The 19,134-nt window shown below is 64.8% G+C and carries 13 protein-coding genes; 5 read left to right on the forward strand and 8 right to left on the reverse strand.

Annotated elements, in window-relative coordinates:
* Nucleotides 1-61 precede the first annotated feature (61 nt).
* Nucleotides 62-1,786, reverse strand: coding sequence for a hypothetical protein (locus RY1_RS19240; RefSeq protein ID WP_084727565.1), 1,725 nt, complete (start codon nt 1,784-1,786; stop codon nt 62-64).
* Between the two features lie 89 nt (nt 1,787-1,875).
* Here RY1_RS19240 and RY1_RS19245 point away from each other — a divergent pair, with 89 nt between their 5' ends.
* Nucleotides 1,876-2,364 (forward strand): SixA phosphatase family protein, encoded by a 489-nt coding sequence (locus tag RY1_RS19245; RefSeq protein WP_072805669.1) that lies wholly within the window; start codon nt 1,876-1,878, stop codon nt 2,362-2,364.
* 16 nt (nt 2,365-2,380) lie between these two features.
* On the opposite strand, the gene RY1_RS19250 is transcribed toward RY1_RS19245, so the two are convergent.
* The gene (locus RY1_RS19250) at nt 2,381-2,584 is read right to left on the reverse strand and encodes a hypothetical protein (protein WP_072805626.1); all 204 of its coding nucleotides are present in this window, start codon (nt 2,582-2,584) and stop codon (nt 2,381-2,383) included.
* A gap of 28 nt (nt 2,585-2,612) precedes the next feature.
* Nucleotides 2,613-3,464, reverse strand: coding sequence for a helix-turn-helix transcriptional regulator (locus tag RY1_RS19255; RefSeq protein ID WP_072805627.1), 852 nt, complete (start codon nt 3,462-3,464; stop codon nt 2,613-2,615).
* A gap of 102 nt (nt 3,465-3,566) precedes the next feature.
* Here RY1_RS19255 and RY1_RS19260 point away from each other — a divergent pair, with 102 nt between their 5' ends.
* A complete protein-coding gene (locus RY1_RS19260; protein WP_072805628.1) occupies nt 3,567-4,562 on the forward strand; it encodes an aldo/keto reductase in 996 nt (331 codons plus the stop codon).
* On the opposite strand, the gene RY1_RS19265 is transcribed toward RY1_RS19260, so the two are convergent.
* Nucleotides 4,541-5,518 (reverse strand): MsnO8 family LLM class oxidoreductase, encoded by a 978-nt coding sequence (locus tag RY1_RS19265; RefSeq protein ID WP_072805629.1) that lies wholly within the window; start codon nt 5,516-5,518, stop codon nt 4,541-4,543. The genes RY1_RS19260 and RY1_RS19265 overlap by 22 nt on opposite strands.
* Before the next feature lie 257 nt (nt 5,519-5,775).
* Here RY1_RS19265 and RY1_RS19270 point away from each other — a divergent pair, with 257 nt between their 5' ends.
* Nucleotides 5,776-6,141: a VOC family protein gene (locus RY1_RS19270; protein WP_072805630.1), complete on the forward strand. Its 366-nt coding sequence runs from the start codon at nt 5,776-5,778 to the stop codon at nt 6,139-6,141.
* A gap of 6 nt (nt 6,142-6,147) precedes the next feature.
* On the opposite strand, the gene RY1_RS19275 is transcribed toward RY1_RS19270, so the two are convergent.
* On the reverse strand, nt 6,148-7,080 hold the full coding sequence (locus tag RY1_RS19275; RefSeq protein WP_072805631.1) for an endonuclease/exonuclease/phosphatase family protein: 933 nt from the start codon (nt 7,078-7,080) through the stop codon (nt 6,148-6,150).
* A 136-nt stretch (nt 7,081-7,216) separates the two neighbouring features.
* Here RY1_RS19275 and RY1_RS19280 point away from each other — a divergent pair, with 136 nt between their 5' ends.
* Complete coding sequence (locus RY1_RS19280; RefSeq protein ID WP_072805632.1) at nt 7,217-8,839, forward strand: GMC oxidoreductase; 1,623 nt, start codon at nt 7,217-7,219, stop codon at nt 8,837-8,839.
* A 27-nt stretch (nt 8,840-8,866) separates the two neighbouring features.
* Here RY1_RS19280 and RY1_RS19285 read toward each other — a convergent pair whose 3' ends face one another.
* Entirely contained in the window at nt 8,867-10,480 is a 1,614-nt protein-coding gene (locus RY1_RS19285; protein WP_072805633.1) for an alkaline phosphatase D family protein, read from the reverse strand.
* Between the two features lie 197 nt (nt 10,481-10,677).
* On the opposite strand from RY1_RS19285, the gene RY1_RS19290 reads away from it, so the two are divergent.
* Complete coding sequence (locus RY1_RS19290; protein ID WP_072805634.1) at nt 10,678-11,031, forward strand: nuclear transport factor 2 family protein; 354 nt, start codon at nt 10,678-10,680, stop codon at nt 11,029-11,031.
* A gap of 58 nt (nt 11,032-11,089) precedes the next feature.
* On the opposite strand, the gene RY1_RS19295 is transcribed toward RY1_RS19290, so the two are convergent.
* Both RY1_RS19295 and rpoB read right to left on the reverse strand, forming a co-directional pair.
* A complete protein-coding gene (locus RY1_RS19295; RefSeq protein WP_072805635.1) occupies nt 11,090-15,046 on the reverse strand; it encodes a DNA-directed RNA polymerase subunit beta' in 3,957 nt (1,318 codons plus the stop codon).
* A 100-nt stretch (nt 15,047-15,146) separates the two neighbouring features.
* On the reverse strand, nt 15,147-18,653 hold the full coding sequence (gene rpoB / locus RY1_RS19300) for a DNA-directed RNA polymerase subunit beta (RefSeq protein WP_072805636.1): 3,507 nt from the start codon (nt 18,651-18,653) through the stop codon (nt 15,147-15,149).
* Nucleotides 18,654-19,134: the final 481 nt, after the last annotated feature.

Here is a 19,134-nt window from a genome sequence, read left to right on the forward strand (position 1 = left end):
ATCGTCACTCCTCGTCATCCAAACTTGAACGGTGTTCAAGGTAGCAGGTGACGGCGGAGATTCACCACACAGGATCGGCGGCGAAGCGGGCCAACTCGGTGCTGACGACCTCCGGGAGCGCAGTGTTCTGGGTCTGCGCGGCCGTCAGAACGTCGAGATGGTTGTACCCCTGCACGATGATCGGATGGTCGTTCGGATTGCCCGACAGCGGTAGCTCGATGCCGCCCGTGCCCTGCAGGGTCAGGATCGGGTTCCGCTCGGTGCCGTCCCGATGCAGCCTGTGCTCGCGGATCGCCGTCGAGCCGGATTGCGCCAGATCGATCGTCAGTGCGGTAGGGAAATACCACTCGGTGAAGTCCAGCGGCGGTTCGGCGAGGCTGCGAGCCAGCTGGGAGATCGAGGTGACCTCGCTGCTCGGATCGGTGTAGCGCGCTGTCTGCTCGGAGGCATCGAGCGAGTCGTAATCGTTCCACGTGTAGACGACGTTCGGGTCGCCGTACACAGCAGGCGCTGCCTTGCGGGCGTCTCCGAGCGCGCTACCGATGAGCGGCAGCGACTCCATGCCGGGCAGAGTCGGAAATGCCTTGTCCACCACAGGCTCCGCACCGATGAACCCGACGCTTGCCTGAAGGAAGCCGAACGGCTGCGAATTGTCGTCGAGCAGTGCACCGAGCACCGCGTCGTTGGTGGCGTACAACTCTCGGACCGACGGTGTGCCCGTCGTCGCCATCACGGCATCCTTCGACAGCAGAACCCGCAGTGTCGCATCGATGTTCGTGTTGTGCGGCAGCACATCGACGAGGCTGTTCACTCCGTCCGGATCGAGAGTCGCGGCCACGCCTGCCATCGCAAGAAGATTGGTGGTCTCGGGGTTGATCACCGCAGGAAGGCGCAGGACCGGCAGTGCCGCGTCGAGGTGGCCCGTCAGATCTGCGATCGGGTCGGCAACTGCTGCAGGAAGGTCGAGATCCGGGATGCCCTGAACCAGCGGCGGCGTTCCTGCCTTGACGATGGTGTCGAGAGCGAAGTAGCCGCCGCACTGGTTGAATCCGGCGTCGTCTCCGGTGTCCGGGTTGCCGTCGAAATCCCATTCGGCGAAGTACCCGGTGAGGAATCCGCCGAGCGAGTGCCCGCCGCACAGCACCTTGTCCTTGCGGACACGCTGATCGGGAACTTCCAGCCGCAGTAGGTCGTACTGATCACGGAGCGTCTGCTCCAGACCTTGAGCGGCAAGCCACGCCGTGGCGTCACCGTCGGCGAAACCGGCGAAGCGTCGGCCGCCGATCTCGGAGCCGCCGTAATAGTAATTCGTGGCCACCGCCACGTCTTTCGCCGCCAGCGCACCCTGAGTGCCGGTGTGATCCTCCAGGCAGTTCGACCGACGATCGAGCGCCCAGAACTCGATGTGGGAACCCGCGGCCGCAGCCGCCGACACGGTGTTGCGTGCCACGGATTCGAACGCGCCCGCACCCTCGAAGATACCGGGCTGCGCTACCAGGATCCGATCCGCCGCAGCGGAATCGGCAGGCCCGTCGACGGACCGCCACCGTAGGTAGGACAGGTAATCGCACGCGGTGGGATGCGGAAGAGCCTGCGGCCCGAGTGGGGCGAACACCGAGACGACCGAGGCCTCGACGTCGGTGACAGGTGAGCTCGACGAGACGGGCACTTCCGTGCGTGGAATCGGATCTGCCGAGGCCGAGGCCGGTACGAGCACCGCCGCCACGGTCACAAGAGCGGCCACGGTCACAAGAGCGGCCACTACCGATAGTCGTGCTGATGTCACATGCGTCCCCTGTCCCCCACGCCGTCCCCTGATCGGCGTGGGGGACGTTAGCGCATCGGACCGACAGCCGCGGCGGATACGGTGAACCCATGCACACACTGGTCCTGATGCGACACGGCAAATCCGGTTACCCGGAGGGAACGCCCGACCACGACCGGCCGCTCGCCGATCGTGGCGAGCGCGAAGCGGCCCTGGCGGGCAAGTGGATCGACGCGAACGTCCCGCACATCGACGCGGTGCTGTGCTCTACTGCCACCCGCACCCGCGAGACGCTCACGGCGACAGGGATCGCTGCCGAGGTCCGCTTCGAGAAGAAGATCTACGGCGCGTCACCGGAGGAGATCGTCGAGGAGATCGGCTTCACCGACGAGAGTGTGGGAACGCTACTCGTCGTCGGGCATGCCCCCGGTGTTCCGTGGACTGCGCTCGAATTGGACGCGGCGAAGGAATCGTCGATGGTCGATGCGATCGAGATGAAGTTTCCGACGTCCGCCATCGCAGTGCTGACGTTCGACGGCAGCTGGCCGGATCTCGGGCCGGGAAAGGCGACGCTGACCCATTTCCACGTCCCTAGATGAGCCAGCTCGAGGTGACTCAGCTCTTCAGCTTGGCAACGACGAAGCCGACGACTCCGAGCGCGATCAGGAGCAGCAGCGCGGTCCCGAAACCGGCGAGCCACCATACGACCGCGAAGACCACGAGGGCAGGAGCCGCTGCGATCAGGGCGATGCCCGGACTCTCACGCACCGTCTCCAGTGCGGACTGTGCATGAACTCGGTCGAGCTTCTTGCCTGCCATGGCGAGCCTCTCCTGCGGGAATTTCTGTCTATTTCTCCACAGTAGCGCGCATCGACTGCGTGCCGATGACCCTGAGCAGATCGAACTTCTCGCGGGCGTCGGTTCCGGGCAGGGGTGAGTAGACGAGAAGGTGTTGCCCCTCCTTCTGCGTAGCCAGCGTCTCGCAGTGGACCGACACGACACCGACGTCCGGGTGCACGAACCTTTTGATCGCCGACGTCCTGAACGCCACCCGATGTTCACTCCAGATCTTCTCGAACTCCTCGCTCTCCGCGCTCAGTCTCGACACGAGTGTCGCGATCTCGGCCTCACCCGATCGACGCGCCGACACTGCGCGCAGATCCGCAACATGCTTGTGCGCCATACGTTCCCAATCGTCCTCGACGAATCCGCGTCGCGCGTCGGGGTGCATGAAGTAGCGCCAGACGACGTACCTGTCGAGACCGGTGTACTCGGGAACGCCGCCGGACAGAGCGTCGAACATCGCGTTGTACGCCAGGATCTCTCCCAGGTCGGTGACCACCAACGCAGGGGTGTCGTCCAGCTTGGTCAGCAGATGCATCAATCCGGGTCCGACGTGCCTGTCCGCGCCGACCCGCGTCGGCGGCGACTGCCCGGCCAGGATGTAGAGGTGGTCGCGTTCGTCGTCGTCGAATCGCAGCGCTCTGGCCAGCGCGGCGAGGATCTGGGTCGACGGGTGCGGACCACGGCTCTGTTCGAGCCGGGTGTAGTAATCGGTGGACATGCCCGCCAACAGGGCCACCTCGTCGCGTCGTAGACCGGGTGTCCGACGACGCACGCCCGGTGCGATCCCGACATCAGCCGGGGTCAGAAGTTCTCGTCGCCGACGAAGGAAATCTGCAAGTTGCTCTCGCTCCACCTGAACAAGTGTGCCCCCGTTCGCTCGACCCAGCCAGGGATCCGCAGTCCCCCGACACGTGGTCTCTGGTGCGCACAACCGGCCCGGCCGAGGGTGGACTGCATGAACAGAACACAACTCGGAACAACAGGACCTACCGTCTCGCGCATCGGTCTCGGAGGGATGGGCATGTCGGGCGCGTACGGGGCATCCGACGACACCGAATCGATCAGAACCATCCATGCCGCCGTCGATGCAGGCATCTCGTTGGTCGATACCGGCGACTTCTACGGGGCCGGGCACAACGAGATGCTGATCGGGCGCGCGTTGAAAGAACGTTCTCGCGACGACGTCGCGCTGTCGGTCAAGTTCGGCGCACTGCGCGGGCCCGACGGGAGCTGGCAGGGGTTCGACGGCCGACCCGAGGCAGTCAAGAGTGCACTCGGCTACTCGTTGCAGCGTCTCGGAGTCGACCACATCGACATCTACCGGCCCGCGCGGCTGGACCCGAACGTGCCCATCGAGGACACCATCGGTGCGATCGTCGACATGATCGACGCCGGCTACGTCCGACACGTTGGGTTGTCGGAGATCGGGAGCGCCACCCTACGCAAGGCCGCAGCGGTGCATCCGATCGCGGACCTCCAGATCGAGTATTCGCTGCTCTCGCGGGGAATCGAGGCCGACATCCTGCCGACCGCGCGAGAACTGGGCGTCGGCATCACTGCGTACGGCGTGCTGTCGCGAGGCTTGCTGAGCGATACGTTCCGAGGCGGGGGTCGATTCGCCGACGACGACTTCCGCGCGCACAGCCCCCGGTTTCAGGGCACGAATCTCGAGCGGAATCTCGGGCTCGTCGAGGTGCTCGCATCTCTGGCCGACGAGCGCGGAGTCACCGTCGCACAGCTCGCGATCGCGTGGGCTCTGACACGCGGCGACGACATCGTCCCGGTCATCGGCGTCCGAACGAGCGATCGACTGTCCGAAACGAGTGCAGCGCTCGACATTTCACTGTCGGACGACGACGTCGCGCGTATCGAGAAGGCTGTCCCCGCCGACGCAGTGGCCGGCACGCGCTACGCCGCGGCGCAGATGGCTCAGCTCGACAGCGAGGTCTGAAACACCGCAGCCAGAGCGGCATCCGCGTCGAAGAGGGCCTCGAGGTCGTACGTCGACGTCGATGCCAGGATCTCGTCCGCATCGGTCCGCTCGACGAGCTCGTCCAGTTGCGCAGCCACCGTCTCCGGCGTTCCGTGTACGGCACCTGCGATCGACCGCTCGACTCGCTCCCGAGTCCGCGCGGGCGCCGCGCCCAAATCGATGTCCGCGGGATCGATCAGCGGTGGGAACTCACCCGTCCGGCGCGATTGCGCCATCGCCCACGCCTCGGGCAGGACGAGTTGCCGCGCCCGCTCCGCGGATTCGGCGATGGTGATGTCCAGCGACACGATGACCGTCGGCGCCGGGTTCTCCTCGGTAGGCCGGAAATGCCGTCGGTACGCCGCAAGGGCCGAACCGTCACCCTTCAGGATCGGACCCCCGACGACGACGGGTAGCCCCGCCTTCGCCGCCACGGCCAGCCCCTGCCCCGTCGCCAGAACGTAGATCGGCGGCGACGGAACCGACGGCCTCACCGTCACCGATCCGGTGCCTGTGAGGTACCCGCGGAGCTCGTCGAGGTCCTCGGCGAACGTATCGGGTTCGTCGCGGCCCGTGCGCAACGCCGCTCGTACGGGTTCGGTGAACCCGAGCGAGCGGCCGAGTCCCGCATCGACACGGCCCGGATACAAGGCCCCCAGCATCGCGAACTGCTCGGCGACGACGAACGGCTGATGATTCGGCAGCATGACGCCGCCGGACCCGATCCGGATTCGTGATGTGCGCGCGCCGATCGCTGCAAGCAGGACGGGCGGCGCACCACTCGCAATCCCCGGCACGCCATGGTGTTCGGCAACCCAGAATCGGTGAAAGCCGAGCTCCTCGGCATGTACCGACCGCTCGACCGTCGCCGTCAGCGCCGACGCGTCGGGAAATCCGGCGCGGGTGCGGGAGCGGTCGAGGATGGACAGAAGCACTCTCCCACCAACCGCTCGTCGGGCATATTTCTTCCGGCCACGCCGCGCACGCAGCCCACTCCCCCGCCCCCACGCAAACGCACATGCATTTGCGTACAGGGGCGGCCACAGCCCCCGCCCCCACGCAAACGCACGTGCGTTTGCGTACAAGGGGCGGGCCGGGATGCGAAATAGGACCGTTCTCGTCCGCGATTCGCGCGACACTTGTTTCTGCCAGCTCAGGATCATCCAAGCCCCACACCAGCCAGGAGGACCGCATGGACATCAAGATCGAACTCGTCATGATTCCCGTGACCGACGTGGACCGAGCGAAAGACTTCTACACCAGCATCGGATTCAACGCCGATTACGACGAACGCCCCACCGACGGCATTCGGTTCGTTCAACTGACACCGCCGGGTTCGGCGTGTTCCATCGCGATCGGCGAGGGCATCACCAAGGCCGCACCGGGCAGCGTCGAGGGCATGCAGGTGGTCGTCGCGAGCGCGGAGGAAGCCCGCGAGAAGCTGATCGCCGCCGGTCTCGAGATCGATCCCGTCGCCGACTTGGGGTGGGGAAAGTTCGTCTTCTTCGCCGACCCCGACGGCAACAAGTGGGCCGTCCAGGAACTGCCGCCGCGTTAAACCATTTCAGAGAAGCAGCGTCGCCCTGATGCCGCGGTGATCGGAACCGGGGAGGTCGACGAGTCCGGCGTCGGCGACCGTGCCGTCGCGAACCAGAACGTGATCGATCGCGATGACGGGCGGATACCAGGTATCGGCGTGGTAGGTCGCCAGATGTCCGGCTCCGACCTCGATCGCCGCATCACGGTAGTGGCCCAACAAGTCTCGGTACCGCTTGTGGTCGAAGGTGGCATTGAAGTCGCCCGCGACGACGACCGGACCGTCGTCCGCCGGGATCTTCTCGAGCATCTGCCGGATCGCGGCAAGCTCACGCACCCATGCCTCGGGCTTTCGAGGCCACGGCGGAACCGGATGCACGGCGAACACCAGCGGTGACGGACCGGTCGGTGTACCGATCCGCGCCGACAGCAGCTCGGTGATGTATCCGTCGTGACGCTCCTCGTCCGACATCGGATGGCGAGAATAGATGCCCGTGCCGTTGCCACCCGGAGCCGTGCTGACGTACTCGTACGGGAGCCTGCGACGCAGGCCCGCGGCGACGAGCCGCTCGTGCGCCGACGGAGTCAGCTCGACGACGGTGAGCACATCGGACGCATGCTCGTCCACCAGCGCGACGATCGCGTCGGGATCGGCCTGGCCGAGCAGGATGTTGGCATGCAACACCGACAGAGGTGTGCCTGCAGAGTCGGGACGCCGGCGACGATGCCGCAGAAGAGGCAGCTGAGTCCGCAGCGCGACCCCGATCACCACCACACCCGCGGCGGCGCCCATCGGCCCGAGACCGATTCCCAGCAGGACCGTTCCTGGCAGTGCAGCGATCATGAGGACGCGAGCGAGTGCACCCGCGACGAGGACGATCTGGCGGGTCGAATCGACGTAGTGTGCGGCGATCCCGACGAGTGCCGCGGCAACCAGCGCAGCGCCGAGAACAGTGAACATGAGTCCGAGTCTGTCAGCTCTACCTGTGGCGCACCTGGGAGAATTTCCCATTTCCGGACAGACGGTCGCTTTTTTCGCCCGGCATGGGGAACAATGGCGTCTCGGGTCGGGATCGAGCGCAGGGGACGAACAAGACGTGAAACGCAGGCAACTGCTTCAGCTGGCGGCGGCAGGGCTGGTAGGACTGACGGCGCCACCGCTCGTATCCGCAGCACGGGCGGGGGCGATGCCCATCGGGGCCGGTTCCATTCGCTCGCTCGTACCCGAACTGTTCGCGGATCCTCCGCGACCTCCCGATCATTCGTCGGTCATCGTGATCGGTTCCGGCTTCGGCGCGAGCGCGGCTGCTCTGCGTCTCGCCCAGGCCGGTAGTCAGGTCACCGTCCTCGAACGCGGTCTCCGATGGCCGCGTGACCCGTGGCGCGAGATCTTCACCGCCGACATGACGGCCGACGGGCGCGGCCTGTGGCAGCAGGGTTCGTTCACCAACATCACCGGTCTACCGGTCGGGCCGGTGGATCGTTTCGGCGGCGTACTCGACAGCACCCGTTTCGAGAACCTCTCGGTGTGGCGCGCGGCCGCCGTCGGCGGCGGTTCCGTCGTCTACACCGGCGTCACCATCGCACCCGACAAACGCTTCTTCGACCTGTCCTTCGGCGGACGGCTCGACTACGACGAGATGGCGCGGACCTGGTACCCCAAGGCGCGGTCCATGCTGCTGCCGTCGACCATCCCCGCCGACATCTTGGGCAGCCCCAACTTCGCGCACTCACGCACGTGGGACGACCACGCCCGCCGCGCCGGCTACCAGCCCCAAGCGGTCGACAGCACATGGAACTGGAACATCGTGCGCGACGAGATCGCCGGCCGCTCACGTCCGTCGGCGACCATCGGTGCCAGCACCTTCGGCAACTCCAACGGCGCCAAGTACGACCTGACCCAGAACTACATTCCTCAGGCCGAGGGCACCGGCAATGCACTCGTCGCGCACAGTCACGAGGTCGCGTCGATCGGTACCGAATCCGGTGGCCGCTACCGCGTCGAGGTGCGTCGTCTGGATCCCGAGGGCAACGTTGTCGAGTCGCGGACGTTGACGTGCGACAAGTTGGTTCTCGGCGCCGGATCGATCGGCACCACCGAATTGCTGCTGCGCGCGCAGGCGACGGGTGCGCTGGGCAACCTCAACGAGTTCGTCGGCCGCGGATTCGGCACCAACGGTGACGCGTCGATGACGCGGTCGCTCGGGCCTGCAGCAGGCGTTCCGCAAGCGGCGCCGTGCGCGTCACGCATCGTCGACGAGTCCGGGCTGCCGTTGACCGTCGAGAACTGGTACGTGCCCGGTGTTCCATGGGATCTCGGTTTCCTCGGCTCGCTCGGGATGACCGTCGATCCGCTGCGCGCGAACTTCGCCTACAACGCCGCAACGGATTCGATGTCGCTGTCCTGGCCGCAGGGTGGCAGCCGGGACACGGTCGAAGCACTTCGCGCCGTGCAGAACAAGATGGCTCAGGCCGGTGGAACCGTCGTCTCCGCAGAGCCGTTCACTCGCGACGTCGACGACACCTTCACCGCGCATCCCCTCGGCGGTGCGGTGCTCGGGGACGTCACCGACTCCTACGGCCGCGTCAAGGGCCATGACGGGCTCTACGTCGTCGACAGTGCCTTGATCCCCGGCAGCACGGGTGCAGCCAACCCGTCGCTCACCATCACAGCCCTGGCCGAACGCAACATCGCTCGTGTCATCGCCGATGGGCGGTAGCTGCGGCTGCGGCTGCGCCGCCCGCGGTCAGCGCACCTGAATTTCCGGCCGACCCTCGGGGACGGTGACGGTGGTGGCCGTACGCACCGCCGCACCCGGTCTCGACACCTCGCCCAGAACCCGTACCTCCGAACGCCACTCGCTCGGAGTCAGCCGGCCACGCAGATAGCCGCGACGGGCATTGCCGTACTTGACGTGCGGTGATCCCGCAGCGATGGCGGCGCCGGTGCTGTCGACGTCGGCTCCGTCCTTTCCCGAGGCGATGGACGTGGTCGCGATCTCGACGCCGACGACGGGCGAGACCTGATCCTGATAGTCGCGCCTGAGCTCGGAGACGATCGTGCGGTGGATGTCGCCGACGATCGACGCGACGTTCGTGGCTCCACGATCTCGGGCGCCGTCGAGGATTCGATGTCGAGACGCCTCGTAACCACTCCACGGATCCATCCCGACCGTCCGATTGCCATCGAGTCCCTCGGCGAGATCGGAGATGACCGTCTGGTGCGCAAGGAAATTCCATGTCGACGGTGAGGAGAAACCGTCGAGAATCCACTTCTCCTGCTCTGCTCCGGTGATGGTGCGCGACGGGTCGGCGGTCTCGCCGTCCTGAAAATGCTCGCCGTCGCCGTGCGCCTGATCACTGCGGTACTGCCGAGTGTCGAGTACCGAGAAGTCCACGAGATCACCGAAACCGAATCGTCGGTAGACCTTCATCTCCGGTCCCTTCGGTCGCAAGTCACCACGCACGGGAGTGTTCTCCCACCACGCCTTGAAAGCATCCGCCCTGCGCAACAGAAACTCTCGCGGATCGTCGGTGTCCTGGCTGATCTGCGACGCCCAGTTGTTGTCGACTTCGTGGTCGTCGAACGTGGAGATCCACGGCGCCGACGCGTGTGCCGCGGCCAGGTTCGCATCGGCCTTGTACATCGCGTAGCGATCGCGATAGTCGCCGAGCACCATGGTTTCTCGGTTCGCGGACTCCGGTCGCTTCTCGCCGGCGCGGGCACCCTCGTCCTTGATCGCATACTCGTAGATGTAGTCGCCCAGGAAGAACACGACGTCGAGGTTCGACGACGCAATGTCGCCGTGCGCCCCGAAGAACCCGTCCTCCCACTTCTGGCACGAGGCCCAGGCGAAATCGAGTTGTGCCAGTGATGCCCCGAGCGCGGGAGCAGTCTTGGTGCGTCCCACCGGACTCGAGTGCGGGCCGACGAGGAAGCGGTAGAAGTACTCGCGTCCCGCATCGAGGCCTTTCACGTCGATGTGCAGTGACCAGCCGTCGAATTCGGTCGCCAGGTCGACACCTTCCTGTGCCACGTCGGCGAACCTGTCATCGTTCGCGATCTGCCACCGCACCGGGACCACGCCAGGAGTCAGACCGCCCTGCGGCGCGAACGGATCCGTTGCGAGCCGGGTCCACAGCACCACCGAATCGGGCAGCGGATCTCCCGACGCGACACCGAGCCGAAACGGATAGTCGGGTGGGACGACGGACTGAGCCCGAGCCGTTCCAGGGCGCAACTGCGGTGTGAATGCCAGCGCGCCGACCAACGCGCTCCAGGTCAGGAACTGCCGCCGCGTCGTCCCCGCACGCAACGTCAGGTCTCGTCCGATGGCCACGTTGTTACCTCGTCTCACCATCGTTCGAGACTCTCGCGTGCGAGCGAACCCGGCTTGGCCAGAGGCTGACGGTCGTGTGAACGCGGGCTGACGGTGTCCACACTCGAGCTCAATGGGCCGCGCCGTCGTCCGTGATCTCGGGCGGGATAGATCTCGAAGCGATCTGCCATCACGCAGAATGATCGGAGTTCATCCCTTCGATCGGAAATGGCGTACACATGCAGAACACAGAGTTGGTCCGCCGCAACGTCCTCGAGGTCTTCAACGCCGATGACGACGACCGGCGCCGCGAGCTCGTCGAATCGCTCTACCACCCCGATGCCACCTTCTACGAAGCCGACAGCACCGCAACCGGTGTCGATGCCATCGTCGACACCATCCGCGAGCTACACGAGAACACCGCAGGACTGACCTTCAGCGTTGCCGTCGAACCGTCCGTGATCGACGACCTCGCCCGTGTCTCGTGGACCCTCTCACCGCCCGGCGGGCCCGCTGTGGTCACCGGTATGGACGTCGTGATCGTCCGGGACGGCAAGATCGCCCGGCTCTATACCTTCCTCGACCCGAAGTAGGCACACGAAAAAGCCCCGCCCCCAGAAAGACTGGGTGCGGGGCTTCGTTCGTTACCGGTTAGCGGTATTCGTTGGAGAAACCGTAGTCGTCGAGCGGCACTGCGGCACCGGTGTTCTGGCCGAAGCCGTCCGGGCTGTAGTACTGATCGTCGTACGACGGCACCGCGTACGCCGCGGCACGTGCCTCTTCGGTCGGCTGCACCGTGATGTTCCGGTACCGGTTGATACCGGTTCCGGCGGGGATCAGCTTACCGATGATGACGTTCTCCTTCAGACCTATGAGCTTGTCCGAGCGGCAGTTGATCGCCGCGTCGGTGAGCACACGAGTGGTCTCCTGGAAGGACGCTGCCGACAGCCACGAATCGGTTGCCAGCGATGCCTTGGTGATACCCATCAGGACCGGACGTCCGGCTGCGGGCTCGCCACCTTCGGACACGACGCGACGGTTCGACGCCTCGAATTCGCTGCGCTCGGTGAGTGAACCGGGCAGGAACTCGGTGGAGCCGGAGTCGATGATCGTGACACGACGGAGCATCTGGCGCACGATCGTCTCGATGTGCTTGTCGTGAATCGACACACCCTGCGACCGGTACACCTCCTGGACCTCGTTGACCAGGTGGATCTGAACCTGGCGAGGACCCATCACGCGCAGAACCTCGTGCGGATCGGCAGCACCTTCCATGAGCTGCTGGCCGACCTCGACGTGGTCACCGTCCGCCAGAAGGCGCTCGGTGCCGTCGTCGTGCTTGAAGACGCGCAGACGCTGACGCTTGGAGAGCTTGTCGTAGACAACCTCTTCGCCGCCGTCGTCCGGGACGATGGTGATCTTGTAGAAACGATCGCCGTCCTCGAGCTGGATGCGTCCCGACACGTCCGCGATCGGAGCCTTGCCCTTCGGCACACGGGCCTCGAACAGCTCCTGCACGCGAGGCAGACCACCGGTGATGTCATCTCCGGCGACACCACCCTGGTGGAAGGTACGCATGGTCAGCTGGGTTCCGGGCTCACCGATCGACTGTGCGGCGACGATACCGACGGCCTCACCGATGTCGACGAGCTTGCCGGTGGCCATCGAACGGCCGTAGCACGTGGCGCAGACGCCGGTGCCGGTGGTGCAGGTCAGAACCGAACGAACCTTGACCGAGGTGATGCCCGCTTCGAGCAGCGCGTCGATGGCCGGATCGCCGAGATCGTGTCCACGAGCGACGATGACAGTGCCGTTCGCGTCGACAGCATCGCTCGCCAACGTACGGGCGTAGGTGCTGGTCTCGACGTGAGCGTCGCGGATCATCGTGCCATCGGCGAGCTTCTCGGCGATGGTCGTGTTGATGCCGCGCTCGGTGCCACAGTCGGTTTCCCGAACGATGACGTCCTGCGAGACGTCGACGAGACGACGCGTCAGGTATCCCGAGTCGGCGGTACGAAGCGCCGTATCGGCCAGGCCCTTACGAGCACCGTGCGTGTTGATGAAGTACTCGAGGACCGTCAGGCCTTCCTTGAAGGAAGACTTGATCGGACGCGGGATGAACTCACCCTTCGGGTTGGTCACCAGGCCCTTCATGCCGGCGAGCGACCGCACCTGAGTCATGTTTCCGGCGGCGCCGGACTTCACGATCATCGGGATGGGGTTGTCGTCGGGGAAGTGCGCCTCCATGGCCTTACCGACCTGCTCGGTGGCGTCCTGCCAGATCTTGACCAGTGCGGAGTTGCGCTCGACCTTGTCGAGTGCGCCACGCTGGTACTTCTTCTCGATCTGATCGGCCTGAGCCTCGAACGTCTCCATGATCTGCGGCTTCTCCGGCGGCACGAGGACGTCGGAGATCGAGATGGTGACACCCGAACGCGTGGCCCAGTAGAAGCCTGCGTCCTTGAGCTTGTCGACGGTCTGTGCGACGACGATCATCGGGTAGCGCTCGGCGAGATCGTTGATGATCGTTGCCTGACGCTTCTTCGGCATCTGCTCGTTGACGAACGGGTAGTCCGCCGGGAGCAGCTCGTTGAAGAGCACACGACCGAGAGTGGTCTCGGCGATCCAGCCGTCGCCACGTCGCCAGCCGTTGGGGAACAGCTCGGACTCGACTTCGCGGGCCGGACGCTGCTGCGTCAAGCGAACACGAATCAGCGACTGCACGGTGAGTGCGCCACGATCGACTGCCATCTGAGCCTCGGCCGGTGTCGAGTACGCACCGAACTCCGCGACGTCGGTCTTCGCATCGGCACGTTCGCCGGTTGCACCGTCGTCGAGACGCGTGAGGTGGAACAGACCCGTCACCATGTCCAGACGCGGCATGGCGAGCGGACGACCCGATGCAGGCGAGAGGATGTTGTTCGACGACAACATCAGCACGCGTGCCTCGGCCTGAGCCTCGGCGGACAGCGGGAGGTGGACAGCCATCTGGTCACCGTCGAAGTCGGCGTTGAACGCCTCACACACGAGCGGGTGCAGCTGGATGGCCTTGCCCTCGACGAGCTGCGGCTCGAACGCCTGGATGCCCAACCGGTGCAGGGTAGGTGCACGGTTCAGCAGCACGGGGTGCTCGCCGATGACCTCTTCGAGAACGTCCCACACCTGCGGACGCTGACGCTCGACCATGCGCTTGGCCGACTTGATGTTCTGCGCGTGGTTCAGATCCACCAAGCGCTTCATCACGAACGGCTTGAACAGCTCGAGAGCCATCAGCTTCGGCAGACCACACTGGTGAAGCTTCAGCTGCGGGCCGACGACGATGACCGAACGGCCCGAGTAGTCGACGCGCTTGCCGAGGAGGTTCTGACGGAAGCGACCCTGCTTGCCCTTGAGCAAGTCGGACAGCGACTTCAGCGGGCGGTTACCCGGTCCGGTGACCGGACGTCCACGACGGCCGTTGTCGAACAGGGCGTCGACCGACTCCTGCAGCATCCGCTTCTCGTTGTTGACGATGATCTCGGGAGCACCGAGGTCGATCAGTCGCTTGAGGCGGTTGTTGCGGTTGATGACGCGGCGGTACAGATCGTTGAGGTCGGACGTCGCAAAACGTCCACCGTCGAGCTGCACCATCGGGCGAAGCTCCGGTGGGATGACCGGAACGGCGTCCAGCACCATGCCCATCGGCGAGTTGCGCCCGGCCTGGAATGCGGCGACGACCTTCAGACGCTTCAGTGCGCGAAGCTTCTTCTGGCCCTTGCCGCTGCGGATGGTCTCGCGCAGGTTCTCGGCCTCGGCGTCGATGTCGAAGGTCTGCATGAGCTTCTGGATCGACTCCGCGCCCATGGCGCCGGTGAAGTACTCGCCGTAGCGGTCGATGAGCTCACGGTAGATGAGCTCGTCGACGATGAGCTGCTTCGGAGCAAGCTTGATGAACGTGCTCCAGATCTCCTCGAGACGATCCAGCTCACGCTGCGCGCGGTCACGGAGCTGACGCATCTCGCGCTCGCCGCCGTCCTTGACCTTGCGACGAACGTCGGACTTTGCGCCCTCGGCTTCGAGCTCGGCGATGTCGGCTTCGAGCTTCTGCGCACGAGCTTCGAGGTCGGCGTCGCGCTGATCCGCGACGGACTTCTTCTCGACCTCCATCTCGGCTTCGAGCGTCGAGAGCTCGTTGTGACGGAGCTCGTCGTCGACAGTCGTGATGACGTAGGCAGCGAAGTAGATGATCTTCTCGAGATCCTTCGGAGCCAGGTCGAGCAAGTAGCCGAGGCGCGACGGGACGCCCTTGAAGTACCAGATGTGCGTGACCGGTGCTGCCAGTTCGATGTGGCCCATGCGCTCACGACGCACCTTGGCGCGAGTGACCTCGACGCCACAGCGCTCACAGATGATGCCCTTGAAGCGGACACGCTTGTACTTACCGCAGTAGCACTCCCAGTCCCGGGTGGGGCCGAAGATCTTCTCGCAGAAGAGGCCGTCCTTCTCGGGCTTGAGTGTGCGGTAGTTGATGGTTTCCGGCTTCTTGACCTCGCCGTAGGACCACTGACGGATGTCGTCCGCAGTGGCGAGGCCAATACGAAGTTCATCGAAGAAGTTGACGTCGAGCACGTAACTTCCTTTCCCCGTGATGGGTGTTGTGCTGTGCGAATCAGATCAAGGTTGTTCGCCCCCGGAGCCTGCAGCGATGCAGGCCCCGGGGACCGTGGAGCTACTGAGCGAGATCGTCGACCGTGGCAGCTTCGTTGCGGGAAAGGTTGATTCCCAGGTTGGCTGCAGCACGTTCCAGATCCTCGTCGTCACCGTCGGCCATCGTGATGGCTGCGCCGTCCGAGGACAACACCTCCACGTTGAGGCACAGTGACTGGAGCTCCTTGAGGAGCACCTTGAAGGACTCGGGGATGCCCGGTTCCGGGATGTTCTCGCCCTTGACGATTGCCTCGTACACCTTCACGCGGCCGACGACGTCGTCCGACTTGATGGTGAGAAGCTCCTGCAGCGTGTATGCGGCGCCGTAGGCCTGCATGGCCCAGCACTCCATCTCACCGAAGCGCTGTCCACCGAACTGCGCCTTACCACCGAGGGGCTGCTGCGTGATCATCGAGTACGGCCCGGTCGAACGAGCGTGGATCTTGTCGTCGACCAAGTGGTGCAGCTTGATGATGTACATGTAGCCCACCGACACCGGGTACGGGAACGGCTCTCCGGAACGGCCGTCGAACAACGTGGCCTTTCCGTCGGAGCCGACCATCTGCTCGCCGTCACGGTTGGGGATCGTGCTCTCCAGCAGGCCGGCGAGCTGATGCTCCTTTGCGCCGTCGAACACGGGGGTGGCGATGTTGCTGTCGGCCGGGGCCGCCAGCATCTCCTCGGGCAGGCGGTCGGCCCAATCGGGCTTGCTGCCGTCCGCGGCGATCTGCACGTTCCAGCCGGTCTTGCCGATCCACCCGAGGTGGGTCTCCAGGACCTGACCGATGTTCATACGACGCGGAACACCGTGCGTGTTCAAGATGATGTCGATCGGCGTGCCGTCGGGCAGGAACGGCATGTCCTCCTGCGGGAGGATCTTGCCGATGACGCCCTTGTTTCCGTGGCGGCCCGCGAGCTTGTCGCCGTCCTGAATCTTGCGCTTCTGGGCGACGTACACGCGAACGAGCTCGTTGACGCCGGGAGGCAGATCGTCGTCGTCCTCGCGTGAGAACACGCGAATGCCGATGACCTTTCCGCTTTCGCCGTGCGGAACCTTGAGTGACGTGTCGCGAACCTCGCGAGCCTTCTCACCGAAGATGGCACGCAGCAGACGCTCTTCCGGGGTCAGCTCGGTCTCGCCCTTCGGCGTGACCTTTCCGACCAGGACGTCGCCGTCACGAACCTCGGCACCGATACGGATGATGCCGCGCTCGTCGAGGTCCGCGAGAACCTCGTCGGAGACGTTCGGGATGTCACGAGTGATCTCCTCGGCACCGAGCTTGGTGTCGCGGGCATCGATCTCGTGCTCCTCGATGTGGATCGAGGTGAGAACGTCCTCTTCCACGAGGCGCTGCGACAGAATGATCGCGTCCTCGTAGTTGTGGCCTTCCCACGGCATGATCGCGAGCAGCAAGTTCTTGCCGAGCGCCATCTCACCGTTCTCGGTGCACGGGCCGTCGGCGAGGACCTGACCGGACTCGACGCGCTGACCCTCGTCCACGATGGGACGCTGGTTGGCGCAGGTGCCCTGGTTGGAACGCGCGAACTTGCGCATCCGGTAGGTCTTGCGGCTTCCGTCGTCGGCCATGACCGTGACGTAATCGGCGGAGACCTCTTCGACGACACCGGTCTTGTCACTGATGACGACGTCGCCGGCATCGACAGCGGCACGCAGTTCCATGCCGGTACCGACGATCGGCGATTCGCTACGCACCAGCGGGACGGCCTGACGCTGCATGTTCGCGCCCATCAGGGCACGGTTGGCATCGTCGTGCTCGAGGAACGGAATCATCGCGGTAGCAACGGAGACCATCTGACGAGGCGAGACATCCATGTAGTCGATGTCGGAGGACGAGACGAACTCGACCTCTCCACCCTTACGACGGACGAGAATCTTGTCCTCGATGAAGTGGCCGCTGTTGTCGACGGGCGAGTTGGCCTGTGCGAGCGTGTGGCGGTCCTCTTCGTCTGCCGTCAGGTAATCGACATCGTCGGTGACCTGGCCGTCGACGACCTTGCGGTACGGGGTCTCGATGAAGCCGAACGGGTTGACCCGTGCGTACACCGACAGCGAACCGATCAGGCCGATGTTCGGGCCTTCAGGGGTCTCGATGGGACACATACGGCCGTAGTGCGACGGGTGAACGTCACGAACCTCGAGGCCGGCGCGCTCACGAGAGAGACCACCGGGTCCGAGGGCGGACAGACGACGCTTGTGCGTCAGGCCCGACAGCGGGTTGTTCTGGTCCATGAACTGCGACAGCTGGGAGGTTCCGAAGAACTCCTTGATCGCGGCGACGACGGGACGGATGTTGATCAGGGTCTGCGGCGTGATGGCCTCGACGTCCTGAGTGGTCATACGTTCACGAACGACGCGCTCCATGCGGGACAGGCCCACGCGGATCTGGTTCTGGATCAGCTCACCGACGGTACGAAGACGACGGTTTCCGAAGTGGTCGATGTCGTCGACCTCGACGGGAACCTCGACGCCGTCCGGAGCCGTCATCGAGGTGTCACCAGCGTGCAGACGCACGAGGTACTCGATGGTCGCGACGATGTCTTCCTCGGTGAGGGTCGACGCCACGATCGGCTGGCCGGAGTTCAGGCCGAGCTTCTTGTTGATCTTGTAACGTCCCACGCGAGCGAGGTCGTAACGCTTGTCCTTGAAGAACAGGTTCTCCAGGAGCGTCTGCGCGCTCTCCTTCGTGGGCGGCTCGCCCGGACGCAACTTGCGGTAGATGTCGAGGAGAGCCTCGTCGGTACCGGCAGTGTTGTCCTTCTCCAGCGTGGCCATGAGGATCTCGGAGAAGCCGAAGCGCTCCGTGATCTGCTCGGTGGTCCAGCCGAGAGCCTTCAGCAGCACCGTGACGGGCTGGCGACGCTTACGGTCGATACGAACACCGACGGTGTCGCGCTTGTCGACGTCGAACTCGAGCCAAGCACCACGGCCAGGAATGACCTTGACGCTGTGCAGGTCCTTCTCGGTCGTCTTGTCGACCGAATGGTCGAAGTAGACGCCGGGGGAACGCACGAGCTGCGAGACGACGACACGCTCGGTGCCGTTGATGATGAACGTGCCCTTGTCGGTCATCATGGGGAAATCGCCCATGAACACCGTCTGGCTCTTGATCTCACCGGTGTTGTTGTTGATGAACTCGGCGGTCACGAACAGTGGCGCCGCGTACGTCATGTCCTTGTCCTTGCACTCGTCCATCGAGGCCTTGACCTCGTCGAACCGTGGATCGGAGAAGGAAAGGGACATCGAGCCCGAGAAATCCTCGATCGGAGAAAGCTCGGTCAGGATGTCCTCGAGACCGCCGGCGACATTGCTGTCACCGCGCGCGGCGGCACGGTCGCGCCAGCTCTGCGCACCTACCAGCCATTCGAAAGAGTCCGTCTGTACATCGAGGAGACCGGGTACCTCCAACGGCTCGCGAATATTCGCGAACGAAACCCTCCTCGGGGCTCCCGGTGTTCCGACAACTGCCTTGGTCTGGCTAGAGACTGCCAAGATGCGTCCTTCCAGCACCTCACGCGGGCCGCTCGTGCAGTGCGACCGCCGCTGTATCTGCTTGCTTAATGTGGGGCGAATTCGCTGGTCACAACCAGACCGAATCCCCACTGCAATCTCTTCGAAGTTGACACTTCGCAGACACGGCAATCGAGAGGTGGACAGGAGGCAGCCAGCGCAACGTCCAAAGGTACCCCAAACCGGCGCACAGCGCAACAGAGGCATCAAAAGTAGCACCCGAGATTCGACCTGCGTTGCCGTCGGAACGGCGTGTCGCGGGAAGGGTGATCGACGCCCATGAGTTCGAAACGGCGTGGGCGCCCGGTCACCCGCGGGGGTGCTTCCGACGACAAGAGTGACTCTTACGCGGCCGTGCGTCAAGAGGGACAGCCGCCGAATCCGAATCCGATGCCGGTTTCCCCCGGACCCACCAGCTAACCCTCGTACCGCCGCCCTCGGACCGCTCTCTCGGACCGCCGCCCTCGGACCGCCGCCTTCG

Origin of the sequence: Rhodococcus yunnanensis NBRC 103083 (assembly GCF_001895005.1) — a bacterium.
Classification (GTDB): Bacteria; Actinomycetota; Actinomycetes; order Mycobacteriales; family Mycobacteriaceae; genus Rhodococcoides; species Rhodococcoides yunnanense.

What these genes read in the sequence shown, in the direction of transcription:
- RY1_RS19245 (WP_072805669.1), top strand. Translation starts at nt 1,876, where the DNA reads ATGCACACACTGGTCCTGATGCGACACGGCAAATCCGGTTACCCGGAG.
- RY1_RS19260 (WP_072805628.1), top strand. Translation starts at nt 3,567, where the DNA reads ATGAACAGAACACAACTCGGAACAACAGGACCTACCGTCTCGCGCATC.
- RY1_RS19285 (WP_072805633.1), bottom strand. Translation starts at nt 10,480, where the DNA reads ATGGTGAGACGAGGTAACAACGTGGCCATCGGACGAGACCTGACGTTG.
- RY1_RS19250 (WP_072805626.1), bottom strand. Translation starts at nt 2,584, where the DNA reads ATGGCAGGCAAGAAGCTCGACCGAGTTCATGCACAGTCCGCACTGGAG.
- RY1_RS19275 (WP_072805631.1), bottom strand. Translation starts at nt 7,080, where the DNA reads ATGTTCACTGTTCTCGGCGCTGCGCTGGTTGCCGCGGCACTCGTCGGG.
- RY1_RS19270 (WP_072805630.1), top strand. Translation starts at nt 5,776, where the DNA reads ATGGACATCAAGATCGAACTCGTCATGATTCCCGTGACCGACGTGGAC.
- RY1_RS19290 (WP_072805634.1), top strand. Translation starts at nt 10,678, where the DNA reads ATGCAGAACACAGAGTTGGTCCGCCGCAACGTCCTCGAGGTCTTCAAC.